Here is a 21,292-nt window from a genome sequence, read left to right as displayed (position 1 = left end):
TTATCGGTACAACAAACGCTCCGCCAATTCGTCGGCCACTCGGGCCGGCGAGCGTTTTTCCGCCTGGGCGTGGGCGTAGACTTCCGTGAGCCGCGCACCGATCTTCGACAGGTGCGCGGTGATGGTTGGCAATTCTTCACCGCGGTGCTTCAGGGCGACGTAGATCAGGCCGCCTGAGTTGATGACGTAGTCCGGGGCATAAAGGATCCCGCGCCTTTCCAGCTGATCAGCGACTTGCAGATTGCTCAATTGATTATGAGCCGAGCCCGCCACCGCCGAGCAGCGCAGTTGCGCCACGCTGTGGCTGTTCAACACGCCGCCGAGACCGCACGGCGCCAGGATGTCGCAAGGGGTACTGAGCAAGGCATCGTTGGCAATGGGATGGGCGCCCAATTGTTCCATTGCCAATTGGACCTTGCCGGGATCGATGTCGCTGACCAGCAATTCCGCGCCCGCTGCGTGCAGTTGTTCGGCCAGGGCATAACCGACATTGCCCAGGCCCTGGATGGCAACCCGCAGGCTCTCCAGGTTATCGCTGCCCAGGCGGGCCATGGCCGTGGCACGGATGCCGGCGAAAACGCCCATCGCCGCGTGGGGCGCCGGGTCTCCCGCGGCGGTGGTGCTAGTGACATGACGGGTCTGCTGGGCAATACAATCCATGTCGGCCACGGACGTGCCGCTGTCGATGGCGGTGATGTAGCGTCCGTCCAACTGCTCGATGCAGCGCCCGAAGGCTTCGAACAGTGCGGCCCGGCTGTCGACATGCGCCGGACGCATGATGACCGCCACTCCCCCACCCACCGGCAAACCAGCCAAGGCGGCTTTATAGCTCATGCCTTGGGCCAGGCGCACCGCATCCGCCACGGCACTTTCGTCGTCGGGGTAGGAAAGATAACGACAGCCACCCAGGGCAGGCCCCGGTCGGCTGCAATGAATGGCAATCACCGCCTTCAACCCGCTTGCCGGGTCTACGCTCAAGTGCAGCGATTCAAGGCGGGAGCTTTGCATGAGAGCAAACATCGACAGGCTCCCGAATCACTTTTGTCTGTTTCGCCAGTATAGGCGCGCGGTCGAAATTTGCTGGAGCACGCCGGAATAAGCCCAAGTGTCGCGCAGCTTTTTAGGCATAACCTGTTACTGCGTATTTGCGAGACTGGACGAAAAGCCACGGCAGAGCTAAAACGAGGCATAGTCCGGAGACTGTGATGAAGCCGCGCCAAGCCTTTTTTGACTGTCTGCACCGTTCCCCACCGGCGTTGTTCGAAGCCGCGCTATGGATTGCCGCCGAACACGATCGAGAAGTGGACGTACCGGCGTTGCTGCAGGTGTTTCAGGAGCTGCAACGGCACGTCAGCCATGGCCTGCCCATGCTGCCGGCCAGCGAACTGGGCCAACCGTTGCTTCGACGCCTCAATGACCTGGGTTTCGCACAGGACGACTCCGCCCCGCTACGCCCTCGCGCGGCGTTGCTGGACAAGGTCCTGGCGCGCAAGCATGGCCAGCCGCTAGCCCTGGGCCTGATAGCCTTGGAACTGGCTCGCGGCTTGGAAATCCCGCTGGCGGGCGTCAACTTTCCCGGCCATTTCCTGTTGCGGGTGCCCGGCGCCGATCATCTGCTCGACCCATGCGGTGGCCGTCGGTTGTACCCCAACGATTGCCGGGAATTACTGCAACGCCAATATGGCCCGAACCTGCAGCTCAAGGCTGAACATCTGATCAATGCCGAGCCGATGCAAATGCTGCAACGGTTGTCGCGCAACCTGCGGCAATTGCATCTGGCCAATGATGATTACATTGCGGCACTGATCGACGCCGAACGCGTCTTGGAAATGGGCAACGCCAACGCCGCCGACTACCTGGCGCGCGCCAGCCTCTATCAACGGCTCGACTGCCCCAACGCCGAACGTTTTGACCTTGAGCATGCCTTGATGCTCAGTGAAGATCCAATTCAACGGCTGCGCTTGACCGAGCGACTGGGGCATCTGCCGCCCAATTCGATTGTGCATTGAACGGGCTTTTTGAATCTTGATGATTGTTGTATCGCCATAGCGAGCTCCCACGAAGGGCTTGGGTCTGGCGTGCCCTGTGTGGGAGCGAGCTTGCTCGCGACGGCGATAGGCCGCCTTATGCCAAATCAGGCAGGGGTATCGGGCTGGTTCGCCGGATGCGCCCGCGTAAAGGCCTCATGCCCAGCCGCCAACGCCGCGATACGGCGGATCCGCGGGTAGGCTTGCAATGAAACATTGAACCGCTCGGCGGCGTACAGCTGCGGGATCAGGTACACATCCGCCACGCCAGGCAATTCGCCGAAACAGTAGCCGTTGTCACCAATCAATTGCTCCACCGCCGTCAGCCCCTGGCTGATCCAGTCCGCGATCCACTCAGTCACCTGCATTTCATCGTGTCCCCATTTGCGCAGCTTGTTGAGCACGCTGACGTTGTGCAGGGGATGGATATCGCAACCGATCAGCGCCGCGACGCCACGTTCATGGGCGCGGGTCGCAAGGTCGCCGCTGAACAGCGGCACCTGTGGATAACGTTCCTCCAGGTATTCGATGATGGCCGGCGATTGCACCAGCAGCGCCCCCTCATCGGTGCGCAGCGCCGGTACCCGCCCCTGTGGATTGATTGCCAGGTACGCCGGCTGGCGATGCTCGCCCCCCGGCGCGGCGATCAGGTTGACGGGCAGGGCCTGGTAATCCAGGCCCTTGAGCGCCAAGGCAATACGCACCCGGTAGGACGAAGTGGAACGGTAATACGTATAGAGTTCCATTCCCATGCCTCACCGTGCCGACAGGATCTTGCCGCGGCACTCGCCGAAGCCGATGGACGCGACGCCCTCGCGGCTGCAACGGGCGCGCAGGATGATTTCATCGCCATCTTCCAGGAACTTGCGGACTTCGCCAGATGCCAGTTCGATCGGCTTCTTCCCGCCCTCGGTGATTTCCAGCAGGCTGCCAAACTGACCGCTTTGCGGTCCCGACAGCGTACCCGAGCCAAACAGATCGCCCGCTTGCAACTGGCAGCCGTTGACGCTGTGGTGCGCAACCATTTGCGCGACCGTCCAGTACATGTATTGGGTATTGCTCAGGGTCAGTCGATGAGCCGGCAGGTTCTGCTCACGCATGGCTTCGGTCAGCAGCAGCACTTCCAACTCGATGTCGAATGCCCCTTCAGCCTGGTCACGTTTGTCCAGCAAGTACGGCAACGGTTGCGGATCGCCCTCGGGACGCGTTGGCTGCGGACGGCGGAACGGTTCGAGGGCTTCGGCGGTCACGACCCATGGCGAGACACTGGTCAGGAAGCTCTTCGACAGGAACGGCCCCAGTGGCTGGTATTCCCAGGCCTGGATATCCCGGGCCGACCAATCGTTGAGCAGGCAGAAACCGGCAATGTGCTCGGCCGCGTCGCCGATGGCGATCGGCTCGCCAAGGGCGTTGCCTTTGCCGATCCAGATCCCCAGTTCCAGCTCGTAGTCCAACCGCGCGCAGGGGCCGAACGTTGGCTCGGCCTGCCCAGCCGGCAAGGTCTGGCCCTTCGGGCGGCGTACATCGGTGCCCGACGGCCGGACCGTCGAGGCACGTCCGTGGTAACCGATGGGAACGTATTTGTAGTTAGGCAGCAGCGGATTGTCCGGCCGAAATAGCTTGCCGACATTTTGCGCGTGCTCAATGCCGACGTAGAAATCCGTGTAGTCGTTGATTTTCGCCGGCAGGTGCATTTGGCAGTTCGCTGCCAGTGGCAGCAGCTTTTCACCCTGGGCCACGATCTCGTCCCGCCGAGGGCTGCCCTCGCGCAGCAACTCCAGCAACTGTTCACGCAAGGCAACGCGGGCGCCACGGCCGAGGTCGAAGAACGCATTCAACTGGCCGTCTTCCATCGCCCGGATGGCTTCGCCCGCAGCGCCGTCGAACAGGCCTGCTTGCAGCGCCGCCTGCAAGTCGAAAATCCGATCGCCGATGGCAACGCCGCTGCGCGGGGATTCGCCAGCCGGACTGAAAATACCCAGCGGCAAGTTCTGCAAGGGAAAGTCGGCATGGCCGTTGGCGGAGTCGACCCAGCTACGGGTGGATGAAACTTGAGTCATGGATTATCTCCGGGTCGGGTCAAAGGTGACCGGCAACGAGGCCCAGCAGGCATCGTAGTCCGTTTGCAATTGTGGGCAGTCCAAGGCGAAACGGCTCGGGCGCAGCACTTGGCTGGTCTCGAACATGAACGCCATGGTGTTGTCGATTTTTGCCGGTTTGAGTTCGGCATTGATGGCCTTGGTGCAAGTTTCGCCGTCGGGACCATGGGCGCTCATGCAGCTGTGCAGCGACGCGCCTCCCGGCAGGAAACCTTCAGCCTTGGCATCGTAGGCGCCCTGGATCAGCCCCATGAATTCATTCATCAGATTGCGGTGGAACCAAGGTGGACGGAAGGTATTCTCGGCCACCATCCAGCGCGGCGGGAAAATCACGAAATCGAGATTTGCCAAGCCATGGACGCTGGTGGGCGACGTCAGCACGGTAAAAATCGACGGGTCCGGATGGTCGAAGCTGACCGTGCCGATAGTGTTGAAACGGCGTAGATCATATTTATATGGCACGTTGTTGCCATGCCAGGCCACCACGTCCAACGGCGAATGGTCCAGTTCGCAGGTCCACAGCTCCCCGAGAAATTTCTGGATCAACGTAGTGGGTTGGGCGAGATTTTCGTATTGAGCGACCGGCGACAGGAAATCCCTCGGGTTAGCCAGGCCATTGCTGCCGATGGGCCCCAGGTCCGGCAGGCGCAACGGCGCGCCATGGTTTTCGGCGATATAACCGCGAGCCTGGGCGTCGAGCAATTCGATGCGGAATTTCAAGCCACGGGGCAACACGGCGATTTCCAAGGGCGCCAGTTCCAGCACGCCCAACTCGGTGGCAATCCGCAACCGCCCTGATTGCGGCACGACCAGCCATTCGCCGTCGGCATTGAAGAAAACCCGCTCCATGGAACGGTTGGCCCGGTAGTGATAAATACTGATGCCAGCCGGTTTGTCCGCGCCAGCGTTGGCGGCCATGCGCACCAGGCCGTCGATGAAATCGGTCGGTTCGCCGGGAATTTCGAGGGGGCTCCAGCGCAGGCGATTCGGCGTGACCTCGCCCAGCGGGCCGCCGACCAGCTGATGTTCCAGCCTGGTAAAGGCCGGATGGTTGGCCGATGGCCGGATGCGGTACATCCAGGTTCGCCGCGCTTCGCTGCGGGCCATGGTGAAGGCGGTACCGGAAAACAATTCGGCATACAGCCCGTACGGCGCTTTTTGCGGCGAGTTCTGGCCAACCGGCAAGGCGCCAGGCAGCGCTTCGCTGGAAAATTCGTTACCGAAGCCAGACTGATAAAGCACGTCCGACGGCGTGGAATCGAGGTTCATGGAGCCTCCTGAGATGCGGCCCGTCACTCAATGAAAAACTTGAGGCGTACCGGGTTGTTTTTATCGTAATCAAATTACGCACAACGTAATTTGCTCGGCGACGACCGTCAAGCTATAAAGACGCCCATTCGCCCTACGGACCCGAACCTCCATGGAAAACCTGCCCGGCAACGGTAAACAGAAAGTCCGCTCCGCTGAGGTCGGCACCGATATCCTCAAGGCCTTGGCCGAGCTGTCGCCGTCCACGTCGCTGTCGCGCCTGGCCGAACACGTGCAAATGCCCGCCAGCAAGGTCCATCGTTATCTTCAGGCGTTGATCGCCAGCGGATTTGCCGAACAGAACACAGCCACCAATCACTACGGCCTGGGTCGCGAGGCCTTGCGCGTGGGCTTGGCGGCGTTGAATGGCATGGATGTATTGCAGGTGGCCGCCCTGCCCTTGGCCGAGTTGCGCGATGACTTGAACGAAACCTGTTTCCTGGCGGTATGGGGTAACCACGGTGCAACGGTGGTGCGAATCGAGCCCGCCGTGCGGGCCGTGACCGTGGTGACGCAACTGGGCTCGGTACTCCCTTTGCTCAGCTCATCCACCGGGCTGGTTTTCAGTGCCTATCTGCCGGAGCGCGAGACCATCGAGTTGCGCGACCAGGAAGTACGCGCCACCGACGGCCATGCCCTGGCCGACGAGCAGGCCTATGCAACGCTGTGCGAACACATCCGCAATCGTGGCCTGCATCATGTGCATGGTTTGCTGATGCCCGGAGTGGATGCGTTGTCCGCACCCGTGTTCAACGCCATGGGCGACGTCGCGGCGGTGATCACGATTGTCGGCCCGACATCGCTGTTCCACGCCGATGAGAACGGCCCGGCGGCGCAGCGCCTGTTGGCGGCGACCCGGGCCGTGAGCTGGCGCATGGGCTACGAGGGCGCCCCGGGATCAGCCCAGCAAGTGCGGCACGATCCGGATCAGTAGGTCGTTGAGGTGGCCAGTGGTCAGCTGCGGATGAGCATGCCTGGCTTCCCCGCTGAAGGCCACCGTGTACACGGCCTGATGGTCGCCCTTGGCATGAAAGGGAATATTGTCATCATCGAAGTGAGCCAAGAGATAGTCCGCCAACTTCTGCGATGAGGTTATCACCCGGCCGCCCAGACCGTCGGGCGCAAAACCGGTGACATAGGTTTCATTCAGGTCGATGCCTGGCAGGTGGTCCTTCAGGATCGACTCAAGGTCCGCAACGGCGAGTGACTTCAGGCCAGGCCGGGATAGATCCATCGAGGGACCGTCAGTCAGGCTGGAGACGATATCGATGACGATCCTCTCAAAGCCGATCACGTCCAATCCCTTGATCCGATCCTCAGCGGCGAAAGAATAACGCTTGCTGAAGACTTCACTAACACCTTGGGTGTAGTGAGGGGCAAGTTGTTTTTCAACGCAAGCCAGCGCTTCATCAAACAAGGTGACGGAAGAAACCACCTCGGCGCCAGAAACATCAGTCAGCGTGTTCAAATAATTGTTGTGGGGATTGACTTCCAGCCCTTCCAGGGCCTCTCCCAATAACACCTGCACAGCGAAGTCCACTCGCGTTTTCTTGAGGGCGACGAGCCTTTGCGAATGTGAAGCAAACAATGGAGCGTACATAAAACTTCCTTGTTCTGTATCGAATCAAACTTCCTGTTCGATTCTTGAATTGACGACACTCGTTACGGTGCCGGGGCAGATGAACTTCAGTCGAACCAACTTCAGCCCGGAACTTATACACCAACACGCTTCGACCTTTCCCCGATGATATGTAAGCGGGCGTAAGTTCTTTATTTAACTCATCACGCCCAAGACCTTGGCTTTGGCGACAGCTTGTGTACGTCGTTGCACGCCCAGCTTGCTGTGGATGCGACGCGAATGGGTTTTTACTGTGTGCAATGAGATGAACAGTTGTTCGGCGATCTGTTGGTTAGAATAACCCTGTGCAATTAACTCGAGCACTTCCAACTCACGGTGGCTGAGCACGGTTTCCTCGGGCACCGTGGGTGGCGGTTCGAGTTGTTCACCGGATTGGGCGGCGCGCACCAGATCCGGTTGACGCAGGCACAGCTCGCGCAAGGCTTGTTGCGCCCGCCAGCAGGCAACCCGCTCAAGCCCTTCTTGCATGAGAGCACGCGCCTGGGAGCGATCGGCCGACAGCCAGACGACTTCCGCCAATACCAGTACCAGTTCGGTCTCCAACCCATGCATTTCGCAACGTTGCGCCTGGGCGATCATTTCCCGGAGCCGGGCCTGTGGTTCCTGCGCCCGGTGCAGATAGACTTCGGTCAGCACCAGCAAGTATTCGAGGCGCGGAATCAACTCCAGGGTCGCTGGCGGCGCGTGCTTGGCCTGCGGTCCGCGAAAATGCCGCAACACTCGGGTCAAGACTTCATGGGCCAGTTCCGGGCGCCCCTGCTGCAGCCAGAATTGACAGCTGACTTGCAGCAGTACACCACGGTATACCGTCTCGGGGATGTGCCGCTGTTGCATGATCCGTTCGGCGTCGCGAAGCTGCATGAAGGCTTCGCCATAGTCGCCCTGGTTGGCGGCCAGGCTTGCCTTGCCGAGAAAGCCATAGAGCACTTGCTTGTCCTGGCTGCGCAAGCCGGCTTCGAGCCCTGCCTGAAAATGCTCGCCAGCCTGCTCCTCAAGCCCCATGCGCAACGCCAGGCGTCCCCGCCGCAAGGCGATACGTCCCAGCAACGCAGAGAAATCCTGCCCTGGTTTATCGAGCAACGCCTGAACAGCGCCCAACAAGTGGTCGGCCCGGTGAGGCGCGCCGCGCTGCTCCAGGATTTGCGCGTGGTCCAACTCCAATAGCCCTTCGAACACCAGCGAGCCCCCGGCGCGCGCGACACATAGCGCCTGGCGATTGATCGCCTGCGCCAGCGCCAATTCACCTTGAAGCAGCGCCTGTTGTGTCTGGCCAATCAGGCACAGCACCTTGAGGGCCCAAGCCTCCGGGTCCAGGCCGGCCTGGGCCTGGAAAAAATGTTCGCGCGCCTGTTCGCCGTCTCCGCGCAAGTGCAACAACCAACCACGCAAGACCTGCCAGCGGGCAATCAGCTCTCGCTGCTGACAAGCCAGCGGTTGGGGCAGGAACCTGGTCAGCTGTTCGATACAGCCTTCAGCCTGGTCGAAGCGTCCGGCGAAGAGCAAGGCGGTCGTGATCACCCCGACCGATTGCGCGGTTCCGAGCGACAGCGCTTCGCCCTGCTGATCATGCAGGGCTAGCAGCAATTGGGCATTGCTGCCTTGCAGGACATGTTCGAAATGCAAGTGTTGCAGGAGACTGACGGCGGTCTCGAATTCCCCGGCTTGCATGGCCTGTTCGAATGCCATCGGCCAGTCCTGCTCGGCCGCAAACCACTGGCAGGCTCGTCGATGCCAGGAGCGGCCTTGTGGCCAGGGCTCCTCACGCACCAATCGCGCCAGGGGCGGGAAAATCCGCAGCCAATCCGATGACTGCTCCCAGGGTCCGATAAAGCATCCCAGGTCCAGCAGCAACGGAAGGCATTCGGCGCCCACCGTATCGCCGAAAAGATGGGCGCAAAGCTGCCCGTTGAAGCGCGGCAGGTGCGCCAGCACGCGCCAGGCCTGGGCCAACTCCGGGGTCAACGTACCGAACAGTTCGTATTCAAGGTAATCCAGCAAAGTGCCGGGCCGCCCCGGCGTTGCGTGCCGGCGTGCCCATTCACAGCGTTCGAGCAAAGTGATGCGCACGCCGGCACACCAGCCGCCGCTACGCTGTATCACTTCCCGGGCCGTGCGCGCTGCCAGCGGGCCGGGCAGATGCGCCAGCAGTTGCTGGATATCGTCGCAAGAAAACGCGAGGGCCGGGGCGTCGACTTCATACAATTCGTCATCGAGCAACAAGCGTGGCCAGTTGCAATGGGGACGACGGCGTCCATTCAACCACAGGTGCAATGCCGGGCTGCTGGTGTTCAACAAACGGTCAAGCAACAGGTCCAGCTCAGGATTGGGCGTGCGGCAATAATCGTCCAGGAACAGCCACGTCGGGATTTGCAAACGCGCCAGATGAGCCAACAGGCTTGTCTCATCCGTCACCGGCAGCCCGAGGGCTTGCGCCAGGCATTCGCACAGTTGCGCGGCGTCCATCACCGCGCCCGCCAAGGGTAGCCAATGCAAGCGGCACCCCGCGGGCGCTTGCAGGAAACACTCGGCGAACAATGCGCTCTTGCCACTTCCCGCCGGTGCGCAAAGCAGTTTTACCCGCGCCTCGGAAGCCAACAGGGGCTCGCTCAACGACCTGCGCGGCACGTGTGTCGAAGACAGGCGAGGCAGCAGCCCTGGACGGTCCGGACACGGGGTCATGGCGGTCATTGCGAGGTCCCTTTTATTGTTGTTCCTTCACCCTAGACCGGTGTCGACCACCTTAGGAGAAGTATTCAGCGCGCTGATTGGCGGCCATAAAAAAAAGACCGGCAACTCGGTTGCCGGTCTTCCTTTCGCTGTCCCGCCAGTAGGCTTACCGGACCCCACTCGAACGCAACGCCGCCGGGGTATAGTCAGCCGCCCGAGCCTCGAACCCATATACGTAGGCGTGTTTCTCTTCGTTCTTCATGCCCAGCGCGATGTAGCGGCCGGCGATGATGTCGTAGAGCGCCTCGAGGGTGTAGCCCGGGTTCTGATGGTCGTAGTAGAACTGGGCATGCCCCTCTGCCACGCGCCACAACTGGCCGCGACCGTCGTAATGGTCCACCAGCGCCGCTTGCCAGCTGTCCTCGTCGATGTACATGTGACGCTTGGCGTAGATATGCCGCTCGCTGGGCTTGACCGTCCCGACCACTTCCCACACCCGGTGCAATTCGTAGCGGGTCAGGTCCTGGTTGATGTGGCCGGCCTTGATCACGTCATCGTATTTGAGGCTTGGCGAATCGAGCTTGTAGCTGTTGTACGGGATGTACATTTCCTTCTTGCCGATCAGCTTCCAGTCGTAGCGGTCCGGCGCGCCGGAGAACAGGTCGAAGTTGTCGGAGGTACGCAAGCCGTCGGCGGCCGTCCCCGGGCCGTCATAGGCCACCTGCGGGGCACGTCGCACCCGGCGCTGGCCGGCGTTGTAGATCCACGCCAGGCGCGGTTCCTTCACCTGGTCGAGCGTCTCGTGTACCAGCAGCACGTTACCGGCCAGGCGCGCCGGCGCCGTGACCTCCTGCTTGAAGTAGGTCAACACGTTGCTGGCTTTTTCCGGGTCGGCGTCCTTGATCAGGAACGGCACGGCGATCTCTTCTTCGAAGCGGATCGGCGTGAAGCTGCCATTGGTCTGTGGCGTGGCCTGGGTGATGACGCGCCGCAGGTTACCGCCGTGGTACCGGGTGATGTGGTTCCACAGCACTTCCACGCCGTTTTTCGGGATCGGAAACGCGTAATACCGGTTGCCGGTGAAGTTGGCCAGGCCGTTGCCGTCGTTGATGGCGTTCACATTGAGCGCGCTGCGCTTGGCCGCCTCATAGATCTCCGGCGGCAGGCCGACACTGCGATGTGTCGGGTAGACCGGGATCTTGTAGGTTTCCGGGTAGCGCTTGAACATCGCGACCTGGCCGTCGGACAGCTTGTCCTTGTATTTGTCCACGGTCGCGGCGGTGATGGTGAACAGTGGTTTTTCATTGCCGAACGGATCGGCCAGGAAGCCTTTGCTGTCCACGGCGCCAGCGTTTTTCGGAATGCCGCCGGTCCAGGCCGGGATCGAGCCGTCAGCGTTGCCGGCCTTTTCCGCGCCCAGAGGCGTAAGGCTGGTGCCCAGCTTGTTCGCTTCCTCCGGCGAGACCGCCGCCATCACGTTCACGGCCAGCAGGCTCAGGGCCAGGGCACCGCATTGCAGGATCGTCTTGCGCATTGGGTTTTCCTTGTCAGCCAGATCAGAAGTTCACGCCGAAGCTCAGCGCGAGGAAGTCGCGGTCTTCGAGAACGTTGTAATCGCCGCCGAAGAAGTCGGTGTAACTCAGACTGGCGGTGTAGGTATTGCGGTAATCGGCATCGACGCCGACGCTGACGGCCTTGGCGCCTTCGTTGAACAGGCCGTTGGGCCCATAGCCGGCCACATCGTGGGACCAGGACACGTTGGGCTTGAAGTTGACCCCGCCGATGACGTTGGAGTAGTCGAGAATCGCCCGAGCGCGGTAGCCCCAGGACGTCGACGTGACGAATCCATCGGTGTCACCGTTGAAGCCGTACTGGCCATAGACCGAGTCGCGGCCGTAACGCAGCTCGTCTTTCGACTCGAGACCACCGACATGCACGACCGCCGCCTCGCCTACCACGGTCAGGCGATCGGCGCCCAATACCTGGTCGAAGAAGTGGGTCAGGGTGCTCTGGAGCTGGGTGACTTCCTTGCGGCGGTAGCCGGTGTTGTCGGCGCCCGGCGAGGTGGCGATGGGGGACGCGGCGCCACCGGCGATCGGGTTCACCAAGGCGAGCGTCAGGTCATTGGTGTTGACCTGCACCGGTGCATTGGGGCGATAGCTGATCTCGCCGGTCCACGCAGTGCCTGTCGGCAGCGTGGTGGAGAAGCTCGCGCCGTACAGGCGGATGTCTTCAGGGTATTCAAGATAATACCCACCGCGACCCAGCATTACGCTTTGTGCCAGTCCCGCGCCGCTGCCCGGAGCAATCCCCTCGGCTATCGCAATCATGCCGGGCAGCGCGGACAACGTGGACAGTCCGGCCGTAGTGGTGCCCACGGTAGGCGTACGACTGTGGTAATTCATGAAATACAGGCCGTACTCGGTATCATCGCCGAGCCAGCGCAACGCCGTCCCCCACTGGCCGGAATCCCGCGCATCGCGGTCACCGCCGCGGGGAATCACAACCCCTTCGCTGGTCACCTGGATGCCCTGGCCAAATGCCTCGGTCAGCGGTACGAACGGCGCAATCGCCGGGCTGCCTACGGTGTAACCAGTGGTGCATCCATCCGCCACCACATCGTTGCCGAAGAACGTACCGCAGTTATCGACGACCGTCTGGTCCCACTCTATCTGGTAGAAACCTTCGACAGTGAGCTTGTCCGTCAAGCCCTGGGAAGCAAACAGCATGTTCACCGGGATCAAGCCTTCCTTGATCTCCGCGCCCGGACGACGGAACGCAGACACGTCCACCGGGTTGATGCTGTTGATGGAGTTACCGATGAAGGTACTTTCACCCCAGCTGACCACCTGCCTGCCGGCGCGCACGGTGCCGGGCAAATCGGCGATGGAATAGTTGTGATAGACAAAGGCATCGAGAATCTGCGCGCCCGATGACTTGGCGCCTTCTTTTCGATTGCTGTCGCTGATGTCCTTGAACTCCCGGTTTTCATCCTTGAGTTCGAAGTCGTACCAGTACTTGCCGCGCACGAACACACCGGTGTCGCCGTACTTGAGTTCCAGGTCGTGCAAGCCCTTGAAGATTTTCGAGAAGGTCTCGCCTTTCTTGAAGTTAAGTCGCCCATCGTCACCGGTGGAGGATTGCCCCCTCCCCCCGTTGACCGTACCGACCAGATCCTTGTCGGCATCGCGCATGCCCCAGCTCGCGCCGACGGACAGAGAGGAGTCGAACTGCCCCTCGATCTCGCCAATGTTGAAAGAAACGGCCTGCGCCTGGGCACAGCAACCCAAGGCCACCGCGACGGCCAGCGCCTGCGGCTTGAAGATGGCGCGCATTGTTATTGTTGTCATGCGTCTTCCCCGGTGAGTGACAGAGCCTTCACCCTACTGCCGCCGGCATTGGGCGATAAGCGCACCAAGGGGGTATTCGCGCTGTACCCCAAAAGGATTACTGCCCGTGCGGGAACGGCTTATGCGGCAAGCATGAACGGACTGGATGATGGGTCATCAATGCCGCGCATGACCAACATGGTGCTCGCAACTGTTGCGCGCACTGCAACAGTGCATGTCCGTAACCGGACTGTTTCCTACAGCCTGCGCCTACTATGCTGGCCGGGCTTGCAGGACAACGGGCCCGCAAGCACAAGTCGCCTGGCGTCCCCCGCGCCTGACGCACCGTCATTCGGATGGATTGCGCATCAATCCATCGTCCCCGTGTACAACTGACGTTGATTTGTAGCTCCTTTCCAACGTCATGCTTAGGCCGCTGCTTTTGCAGCGGCCTTTTTTATTTGTAGGTTATTTTTCTCGATAAAAACTTCTCGATTCCTACAACACCTAGGTAATCCCTCAGCTGCCGAGTTTATTTAATTAACCATTATCTATTTTCGCGACGGGACGCCAGGAATAGCTATTTCGGCCATTCAAACTCTTCCTATCTATCTAACCCTCACTGCCATTAAAAAATCCTCAACCACCTAGCGCCAGTTCCTACAACAAACCGAGAACCCAACTACGCGCACATAAAAATTTCACTGTTACGCTGAAGTCAATCGCAGCACTTCGCTTCGATTTTCATCAGTGGATTATTGATATGCAGATAAACAATACAAGTTATCGCTCTAGAAAAGGTTTTAATAGCCGCATTCGCTTTCTGGTCTTCCATTACACAGCCGGCAACTTCGCCTCTTCCATCACCGCACTGACCGGTCCTTCGGTCAGTGCTCATTACCTTATCCCCGACTTTGCCGACCCCACTTACTTGAAGGCTGGCTTTAAAGAGCCACAGATCTTCAACCTTGTAGACGAAAACCAGCGGGCCTGGCATGCCGGTGTGAGCAGTTGGGGCAACCGCAGCAATTTGAATGACACTTCGATTGGCGTTGAAATTGTCAACCTGGCCACCGACAACCAAGGCCAATTTACCTTTCCGCCCTATAAGGCCCAGCAAATCGAGGCCATCGAGTATTTGGCATCCGACATTCTCAAGCGATATCCGGACATCAGCCCGGTCAACGTGGTGGCGCATTCGGACATCGCTGCGGGGCGAAAAAGCGACCCGGGCCCGATGTTTCCTTGGCGCGCGCTGTATCTCAAGGGAATTGGGGCTTGGTTTGACGATTGCACCCAGAAAACTTACATGCAGGCATACCAAACCCAGGGAATCCCGCTTCGCGAACAATTGCTGGGATTATTCAGGAGGTATGGCTATGACACGTCGGCGGCCACCACAACCGTAGGCTTTCAACGACTCGTACGCGCCTTCCAACTGCACTTCCGCCCGGCCAAGTATGACGGTGTGATGGACATCGAGACCGCCGCGAATCTGGCTGCCCTGGTGAAGAAATACTTCCCCTGAATCGGTCACCGCTGCTGACGGCAACCGGTCCGGGCGATGGGTTTAAACGGCGTAACGCTGCAGGTTAGCCATCATCTCTTTCAAGGCTTCGAGGTTGTCATTCGGGTGAACAGCATCCTGGAAGTCACAGATCTGCTGCCAGTGGGCGGCGACGTCTTGCGGCGAGAAACCTTCGCGCGGGTCGAACCCCGCGCCGAGGCTGCGCTCCCAGCGCACCTTGCCCATCCAGCCGCCGCCCACTTCGAACAATCCGGAGGTTTCCTGGCAGGCTTCACTGGCCAGGTACACCACCAGTGGGCTGACCAGTTCAGGCTTGAGTTGCTCGAACACTTGCGGCGGGATCAGGCCTTCGGTCATGCGGGTGCCGCCGGTGGGAGCGATGGCATTGACCAGGATATTGTTCTTGCGACCTTCGATGGCCAGGGTGCGAGTCAGGCCATAGAGACCAAGCTTGGCCATGCCGTAATTGGACTGGCCAAAGTTGCCGTAGATGCCGGACGTGGAAGCCGTGAAGATTACCCGGCCATAATTCTGCTCGCGCAAATGCGGCCAGGCCGCACGAGTAACTTTGTAAGCGCCTTCGACATGAACGCGATACACCAGGTCCCAATCGGCATCGTCCATTTTGTGAAAAGTCTTGTCTCGCAGGATACCGGCGTTGTTGACGACAACATCAACCCTGCCGAACACGTCGAGGGCATTCTGTACTAGCTTGTCGCCATCGGTAACCGAATCGTGATTGGCTTCGGCAACGCCGCCGGCTTCGCGAATTTCACTGACCACCCGATCCGCCGCCGAAGCGTTGGCTCCCTCCCCCTGCGCCGAACCGCCAAGATCGTTGACCAGCACTTTTGCGCCATGCCTGGCGAACAACAGCGCATGGGCGCGACCCAGGCCGCCACCGGCTCCGGTGACGATCACGACTTTATCTTCGAAGCGCACAGAATCATTCATGGGCAGAACTCCAACAGGCCGATAGGACATTGCCACGAGTCTCCTGTACAAGCCGACCAGTCACAATCAACAAGGGAGAAAGTGAATAGCAGCCGATAAGGTGCAGGGATGATGCCCCGGTTGCGCTACGTCGCCCTGAGGCAAGCGTCAGGAACACGCCAGTTGCCGGGAAGGCGCAGCGATGGCTTCACGAAACGCGAGGTAATGCTTGAGCACCTGTACAGGCGCCTCGGTGTGGGGGTAGTGACCAATATCGGGCAACAACACTGTGTCGGGGTTGGGAACCAGGGCTTGGTAGCGCGCCACCATATGCGCGCCGGAAATGGGATCGAACGCCCCATCGATCACCCGCATGGGCACCTCGCCGCGCTGCATCGCCTTGACCCAGCGATCACGCTGCACGCGCCGCTCCGGGATATAGGCAATGAGTTTGTGCATGATCCGTGGCCCGCGATGGGTTTCGACCAGGCTCCAGTAATCATCCAGTTCACTCTCGGTGGGAGCAGTCCAAGGGCCGAAGATCCGTCGGAAACTCTTGACCAGGCCATCCCTGGAAAACGCCCGGCCGATCAGCCAACCCAGAGGGCTGAGCAACAGTTTTTGCATCAGCACCGGACGATGGGTTTCCGGGAATAAACCGCCATTGAGAAAGGTGCAACTGGCGACATTGGCGCGTGCCTCGCCATGCCGGGCGATGAGCTCCTGCGCCACACTGTCGCCGTAGTCATGGGCCAGTATATGGATCGCTTGCGTCACATTCAGGTGGGCCAGCAATGCCTGTTGCAGATCGGCCTGTTCGAGCAGGCTGTAGACATGGTCCACCGGCTTGGCGGAGTCACCAAAACCGAGCATGTCGCAGGCAATCACCCGATAACGTTGTGCCAGCGGCTGCCAAAGGTAGTGCCAATCCCAGCTTGCGGTAGGGAACCCGTGGATAAGCAGCAATGGCTCGCCGTGCCCCGCAGTCCAGTAACGGATAGCGTGGCCACGAAACATGAACGTCTGGCCGCGCTGGCGCCAGATACGCAAGGGGATCTGGACCATGGGCATCAGCTCTTATAACTCGGATCTTGCAGGTCGAGTTTGCGCAGGAGCGCCGGCCAGGCCAACGCGCCTCCCATGCCCTGGGCGCTCTTGGTCACGCCGGCCACCATCGCACGGGCACCGGCCAGCACCTGCGGCTCGATGGCAATCAGCTCGGCGCCGCCGGTCTGGGCAAGGACCTGGATTTCGCAGGCTCGCTGGAAAATGAACATCATCAGGAACGTATCGGCAATCGTCCCGCCGCAGGTCAGCAGGCCATGGTTGTGCAACATCAGGAAATTGTTCTCACCGAGGTCAGCTTGCAGGCGGACTTTTTCCTCAGGATTCAAAGCCACCCCTTCATAAGGGTGGTACGCCAGGCTCGACAGTACGAACAACGACTGCTGGCTGATCGGGAGCACTCCTTGCTTCTGCGCCGACACCGCGACGCCGGCGGCGGTGTGGGTGTGCAGCACACACGCCACGTCGTGCCGCACCTCGTGAATCGCGCTGTGGATGGTATAGCCCGCGGGGTTGATCTCGTAGGGGCTGTCCATTAGCTTGTTGCCAGCCTGATCGATCTTGACCAGGTTCGAGGCGGTGATTTCCTGGAACATCAAGCCGTACGGATTGATCAGAAACTCTTCCGTGCCAGGCACCTTCGCAGAGACATGGGTGAAGATCAGGTCGTCCCAGCCATGCAGCGCGATCAGCCGATAACAGGCCGCAAGATCGACTCGGGTTTGCCATTCGGCTGCACTGACCTGATCCTTGATGCTGGCTGCCGATTGAAGGGACGCTACGCTCACGGCTATGACCTCTCTCTGGCTTCTTGTTATAAGAAAACGTCCACTTCTTCGTGAACAAAAAAACCAGTCTAGTCAGCTCCAGCGAGGGCGGTAGTTGCATTGGCAGCCAGCTTACTGGCCGAGCGGGTCACATCAGGCCGGCTTCAATTTGCCGATCAACTCCTTCAGCCAGGGTTCGGCATCCGACTCAGGCGTAACGCTTTCACTGGCATCCAAGCGCAACATAGGCAGTACTTGCTGCACGCCCAGCTCGGCGAACAATTCAAACATCTGCTCGCCGCCGCCGCAGAACGTGTCGCCATAACTGGCATCACCCAGGCCGATGACAGCGCCAGGCAAGCCGCGGAACGATGCGGGCAGCTGGTCGCGAATCATTGAGTACAGCGGCATCAGGTTGTCCGGCAGCTCACCCATGCCCGTTGTCGACGTTACGGCCAGCAACGCTTGTGGTCCGAAGGACAGGATATCCGCCAAGGTTGCCCGCGGATTAAGGAAGGTTTCGAAATCGGCATCACGCAACATTGTTTCGGCGTGGCGGGCAACTTCTTCGGCCGTGCCGTATACGGAGCCGGAAAGAATCGCGACTTTCATCAATCTGATCCTGAAGCTGAATAGAAGACCGGAATAGTAACAGGCTGCGGGTAAAAGCTGCGATTGACTCTCAACACCAGATAATGGCAAATAGACATCGCTCGACGTTCTTTTTTATAAAGCGTTTATTCGGCTGCTCAACAGGGAAGGTTTCATGATCAACGCTCATCTGATGCAATTGGTGATCAACGCTTCGAACGACGGGATCGTCATCGCCGAGAAGGAAGGCGAAGACAACATACTGATCTACGTGAACCCTGCATTCGAGCGGCTGACTGGCTATAGCAGTGACGAAATCCTCTACCAGGACTGCCGTTTTTTGCAGTCGGGTGATCGCGACCAGCCTTCCCTCGAATTCATTCGCACGACGTTGAAGCAAGGCGGCTCCTGCCGGCAGATCCTGCGCAACTACCGTAAGGACGGCACACCGTTCTGGAACGAGTTGTCGCTGTCCACGGTGAAAAACGAGGCTGACGGCCACACCTATTTCGTCGGTGTGCAAAAAGACGTAACGGCCCAAGTGAAGGCTCAACAGCGCATTACCCAACTGGAAGCGGAGTTGGCTGAAGCCCGGGAAACCGTCGCGCGCCTCCATGCGACGAATGGCGAAAACAAAACCGCGAACTAGCGGTCAGTCACTACAATCACCGGTGAAAGTAATTTTTTTCGAGCACCTTATGCAGCGCGACGCCCTTCTCACCCAGGATGAGCTGGATTTCATCCGGACCATGCAGCACAACCCGCAGTTGAACGAGCGGGATGTCACGTCGAGCTTGCTGGTAAACGGTGGGTCGCAGATCCGTGATCTGCTGACACGCCTGGCGGCGAACGAACAGGTCACGCTGCAGGCCAATTTCGAAAATCAACAGATGACCTTTCCGTTACAACTCGTCGAAGATGAATTCCACGCGATGCACCTTCGCCTGGGTGTGCCGAGCATCTATGAAGAGGGGCCGAAGGTGCGCCCGTGGCGCTTGACGCTCGATGAACCGGTCGCCCTGGAGAACGCCAAGGGCCAGCCAGGGCCCTTATGGGTGCACGAGGTCTCTTGCAAAGGCGTATTGCTGGAAATACGCAATCGCACCAAGCCGTCCAAGCAATTCGCCCTGTGGTTCAGCCCGTCTGGCTATGAAAGGATTTCTCTTCGCGGGACTTTCGAACGGGAAACAGAGCAAGGCATGTATGCCTATCACCTGGCCCAGCATGACCAGGACGAAACCGAGCGCCTGCGCCAATACATCCTGCAACAGCACCGCCTGACCCATCCGGCGATGCACTTCTAAACGCGGTTCACGTATCCAGGTTACCCGCCAGGAACTGATGCAAGCGCTGCCCCATCACCGAACCCTCATTTCCCAGACAAGCGATCGGCGATCCCGCCAGGCTTTCCTGTGCCAGGTCGGATGCTTCGCCGGCCAGCAACAGGGGACAATCCAGGCCCATCGCCAATTTGGTCAGCCGCCTGGGCAATTCGGCGGCCGGTGCATGATTGGAGACCAGCACCAACGCCAACGGCCGGATCTTCTGGCAAACCAGCGTCAGTTCATCAAAGGGCTGCCCGACGGGCATGACCCGCACGCCCACCTCTGCCTTGGAAACGAACAGCGCTGTTACCAGCAACTCCAACTCCCGGCATTGACCAGCAACGGCACTGACCAGCACTCGCCGCGAGGTTGCCTCACGCTTGAGCAAGAGACGGTGCATGACCCGCGAACGCAAGAAACCGTCGAAGAACAGCCATTCGCTGGTATGCCCGAACTCATGCTGGCGATGCAGCAGGTCTCGCCAGAGCGGCATCAGAATGTCCTGGAATACCACGGGCTCGGCGTAACTCGAGAAAATCTTTCCGTAGACACGATCCAGTTCAATGTCGTCAAAATTGCCGACCGCATCCGACACCTGCTGCTGCCAATCGCTGTAATCGGCACGAACCAGATCGGGTGAAATAAACTTGGAGACTGGCCGTACCGATTCGGTTTTCGCAAGGATCTTACCCACCTTGCTCACGGCGACCCCGCGCTCGATCCAGGCGAGAATGCTCCGCACCTTTTCGATATCGATCAAAGAATACAAGCGATGCCCGCTTTCGGTGCGTGTGGGCTGGATCAGGCCGTAGCGACGCTCCCATGCACGCAAGGTCACCGGGTTGACCCCCGTCAACCGGGCGACTTCCCGAATCGGAAGCAAATCCTCGCGGGTCGAAGCGACAGATGCCTGAGAAGGGTGGTTTTCCTCGACTATCGCGCTCATTTGCCTGGATTTCCCAGCTGGAAAATTGGATCCCAGTTTACCCCTTTCGTGCCATGGGCTGACAAGGACAAACACGTCCGCCCTGCGGATTCGTTGTTTATTGCTCGAAAGGAACAATGCTCGCGCACCCTGCTACCAGGCGCAGCCCAACGCCCACGGGGCGTTTTTCCCATAGCCATCGTTACAAAGCGAAACAAAATGTCTGGGTCCCCGGTCAAGGGAACCGGTCTCGAAATCGTTAACCCCCTGACAGCGCCCCAGCGCTGGATTCGTCTTTACGCATAGGAGGCGCCGGCCGTCGCTGTTATAGTTTTTGCTTGTGCCGCGAACCGAGCCGAACCGTCCCATGTCCACCGCCCCGATCCTGATCACCGGCGCAGCCCAACGCGTCGGCCTGCACTGCGCCCGACGTTTATTGGAGGACGGGCAGCCGGTCATAGCCACTTACCGCACCGAACGCCCGGGCGTGCAGACGCTGCGGGACCTGGGGGCCACGGTGCTGTTTGCCGATCTTGCCAGCGAACCGGGAATCCTGGCGTTCATCGATCTGCTCAAGCAGCACACCGACCAGTTGCGAGCCATCGTGCACAACGCCTCGGCCTGGCTGGCAGAGACGCCGGATAGCGAAGCCACCGCGTTCAACGCCATGTTTGGCGTCCATATGCTCGCGCCTTACTTGATCAACCTGCATTGCGCCGAGCTTCTGCGTCGTTCGGTCCCAGCGGATATCGTGCACATCAGCGATGACGTGACACGCAAAGGCAGCAGCAAGCACATCGCCTATTGCGCCACCAAGGCCGGCCTCGAAAGTCTGACACTGTCATTTGCGGCGAAGTATGCACCGGCCATCAAAGTCAACGGTATCGCCCCGGCCCTGCTACTGTTCAATCCCGGCGACGACCCAACCTATCGTGCCAAGGCCCTGGCCAAGTCCGCGCTGGGTATCGAGCCCGGCAGCGAAGTCATGTACCAGAGTTTGCGTTATCTGCTGGATAACTCATATGTCACCGGCACGACCCTGACGGTAAATGGCGGGCGGCACATCAAATAGTCACGGTTCGAGGAAGT

The 21,292-nt window shown here is 59.9% G+C and carries 19 protein-coding genes; 6 read left to right on the top strand and 13 right to left on the bottom strand.

Features of this window, described 5'->3' with window-relative positions; translation table 11 throughout:
- A complete protein-coding gene (locus J3Q04_RS04600; protein WP_434607708.1) occupies nt 1-1,020 on the bottom strand; it encodes a Glu/Leu/Phe/Val dehydrogenase dimerization domain-containing protein in 1,020 nt (339 codons plus the stop codon).
- A 185-nt stretch (nt 1,021-1,205) separates the two neighbouring features.
- On the opposite strand from J3Q04_RS04600, the gene J3Q04_RS04595 reads away from it, so the two are divergent.
- Complete coding sequence (locus J3Q04_RS04595) at nt 1,206-2,009, top strand: SirB1 family protein (RefSeq protein ID WP_434560581.1); 804 nt, start codon at nt 1,206-1,208, stop codon at nt 2,007-2,009.
- A 125-nt stretch (nt 2,010-2,134) separates the two neighbouring features.
- Here the strand turns inward: J3Q04_RS04595 and maiA are convergent, their stop codons facing one another.
- From maiA to hmgA, 3 genes are read right to left on the bottom strand one after another with little or no spacing between them, the layout of a single operon-like run.
- Nucleotides 2,135-2,773, bottom strand: coding sequence for a maleylacetoacetate isomerase (maiA, locus tag J3Q04_RS04590; protein ID WP_434607710.1), 639 nt, complete (start codon nt 2,771-2,773; stop codon nt 2,135-2,137).
- Nucleotides 2,774-2,782: 9 nt separating this feature from the next.
- Nucleotides 2,783-4,087 (bottom strand): fumarylacetoacetase, encoded by a 1,305-nt coding sequence (fahA, locus tag J3Q04_RS04585; protein ID WP_434607712.1) that lies wholly within the window; start codon nt 4,085-4,087, stop codon nt 2,783-2,785.
- A gap of 3 nt (nt 4,088-4,090) precedes the next feature.
- Nucleotides 4,091-5,395: a homogentisate 1,2-dioxygenase gene (gene hmgA / locus J3Q04_RS04580; protein ID WP_434607713.1), complete on the bottom strand. Its 1,305-nt coding sequence runs from the start codon at nt 5,393-5,395 to the stop codon at nt 4,091-4,093.
- A gap of 151 nt (nt 5,396-5,546) precedes the next feature.
- Between hmgA and J3Q04_RS04575 the strand changes: the two genes are divergently transcribed.
- On the top strand, nt 5,547-6,368 hold the full coding sequence (locus tag J3Q04_RS04575) for an IclR family transcriptional regulator (RefSeq protein WP_434607715.1): 822 nt from the start codon (nt 5,547-5,549) through the stop codon (nt 6,366-6,368).
- On the opposite strand, the gene J3Q04_RS04570 is transcribed toward J3Q04_RS04575, so the two are convergent.
- The 4 genes from J3Q04_RS04570 to J3Q04_RS04555 form a co-directional block, all read right to left on the bottom strand.
- A complete protein-coding gene (locus J3Q04_RS04570) occupies nt 6,333-7,034 on the bottom strand; it encodes a hypothetical protein (protein ID WP_434607717.1) in 702 nt (233 codons plus the stop codon). The genes J3Q04_RS04575 and J3Q04_RS04570 overlap by 36 nt on opposite strands.
- A gap of 174 nt (nt 7,035-7,208) precedes the next feature.
- Entirely contained in the window at nt 7,209-9,761 is a 2,553-nt protein-coding gene (locus J3Q04_RS04565) for a LuxR C-terminal-related transcriptional regulator (protein ID WP_434607719.1), read from the bottom strand.
- 145 nt (nt 9,762-9,906) lie between these two features.
- Nucleotides 9,907-11,274, bottom strand: coding sequence for a DUF1329 domain-containing protein (locus J3Q04_RS04560; protein ID WP_434607721.1), 1,368 nt, complete (start codon nt 11,272-11,274; stop codon nt 9,907-9,909).
- A 22-nt stretch (nt 11,275-11,296) separates the two neighbouring features.
- Nucleotides 11,297-13,090: a DUF1302 domain-containing protein gene (locus tag J3Q04_RS04555; RefSeq protein ID WP_420765482.1), complete on the bottom strand. Its 1,794-nt coding sequence runs from the start codon at nt 13,088-13,090 to the stop codon at nt 11,297-11,299.
- 742 nt (nt 13,091-13,832) lie between these two features.
- Here J3Q04_RS04555 and J3Q04_RS04550 point away from each other — a divergent pair.
- Nucleotides 13,833-14,597 (top strand): N-acetylmuramoyl-L-alanine amidase, encoded by a 765-nt coding sequence (locus J3Q04_RS04550; protein ID WP_434560595.1) that lies wholly within the window; start codon nt 13,833-13,835, stop codon nt 14,595-14,597.
- 42 nt (nt 14,598-14,639) lie between these two features.
- Here the strand turns inward: J3Q04_RS04550 and J3Q04_RS04545 are convergent, their stop codons facing one another.
- The 4 genes from J3Q04_RS04545 to J3Q04_RS04530 all read right to left on the bottom strand — a co-directional run bounded on the left by J3Q04_RS04545 (nt 14,640) and on the right by J3Q04_RS04530 (nt 17,974).
- Nucleotides 14,640-15,551, bottom strand: a complete 912-nt coding sequence (locus J3Q04_RS04545) for an SDR family oxidoreductase (RefSeq protein WP_420765484.1) — start codon at nt 15,549-15,551, stop codon at nt 14,640-14,642.
- A gap of 147 nt (nt 15,552-15,698) precedes the next feature.
- Nucleotides 15,699-16,601: an alpha/beta fold hydrolase gene (locus J3Q04_RS04540; RefSeq protein WP_434607723.1), complete on the bottom strand. Its 903-nt coding sequence runs from the start codon at nt 16,599-16,601 to the stop codon at nt 15,699-15,701.
- Nucleotides 16,601-17,383, bottom strand: coding sequence for a class II aldolase/adducin family protein (locus J3Q04_RS04535; RefSeq protein ID WP_434607725.1), 783 nt, complete (start codon nt 17,381-17,383; stop codon nt 16,601-16,603). Before J3Q04_RS04535 ends, J3Q04_RS04540 begins: the two co-directional genes overlap by 1 nt.
- Before the next feature lie 132 nt (nt 17,384-17,515).
- Nucleotides 17,516-17,974, bottom strand: coding sequence for a flavodoxin (locus tag J3Q04_RS04530; protein ID WP_434607727.1), 459 nt, complete (start codon nt 17,972-17,974; stop codon nt 17,516-17,518).
- A 154-nt stretch (nt 17,975-18,128) separates the two neighbouring features.
- On the opposite strand from J3Q04_RS04530, the gene J3Q04_RS04525 reads away from it, so the two are divergent.
- Nucleotides 18,129-18,602 carry a PAS domain-containing protein gene (locus J3Q04_RS04525; protein ID WP_434560601.1) on the top strand — a complete coding sequence of 158 codons (474 nt, stop codon included), beginning with the start codon at nt 18,129-18,131 and terminating at the stop codon, nt 18,600-18,602.
- Nucleotides 18,603-18,651: 49 nt separating this feature from the next.
- A complete protein-coding gene (locus J3Q04_RS04520; RefSeq protein WP_434607729.1) occupies nt 18,652-19,257 on the top strand; it encodes a hypothetical protein in 606 nt (201 codons plus the stop codon).
- A 7-nt stretch (nt 19,258-19,264) separates the two neighbouring features.
- On the opposite strand, the gene J3Q04_RS04515 is transcribed toward J3Q04_RS04520, so the two are convergent.
- The gene (locus tag J3Q04_RS04515; protein ID WP_434560603.1) at nt 19,265-20,224 is read right to left on the bottom strand and encodes a MerR family transcriptional regulator; all 960 of its coding nucleotides are present in this window, start codon (nt 20,222-20,224) and stop codon (nt 19,265-19,267) included.
- 346 nt (nt 20,225-20,570) lie between these two features.
- Here J3Q04_RS04515 and folM point away from each other — a divergent pair, with 346 nt between their 5' ends.
- A complete protein-coding gene (gene folM / locus J3Q04_RS04510) occupies nt 20,571-21,275 on the top strand; it encodes a dihydromonapterin reductase (RefSeq protein WP_420765491.1) in 705 nt (234 codons plus the stop codon).
- Nucleotides 21,276-21,292 lie beyond the last annotated feature (17 nt).

It is taken from the genome of Pseudomonas sp. D4-21 (assembly GCF_051132125.1).
Taxonomy (GTDB): Bacteria; Pseudomonadota; Gammaproteobacteria; order Pseudomonadales; family Pseudomonadaceae; genus Aquipseudomonas.
This window is presented reverse-complemented; position numbering and strand designations above follow the sequence as displayed.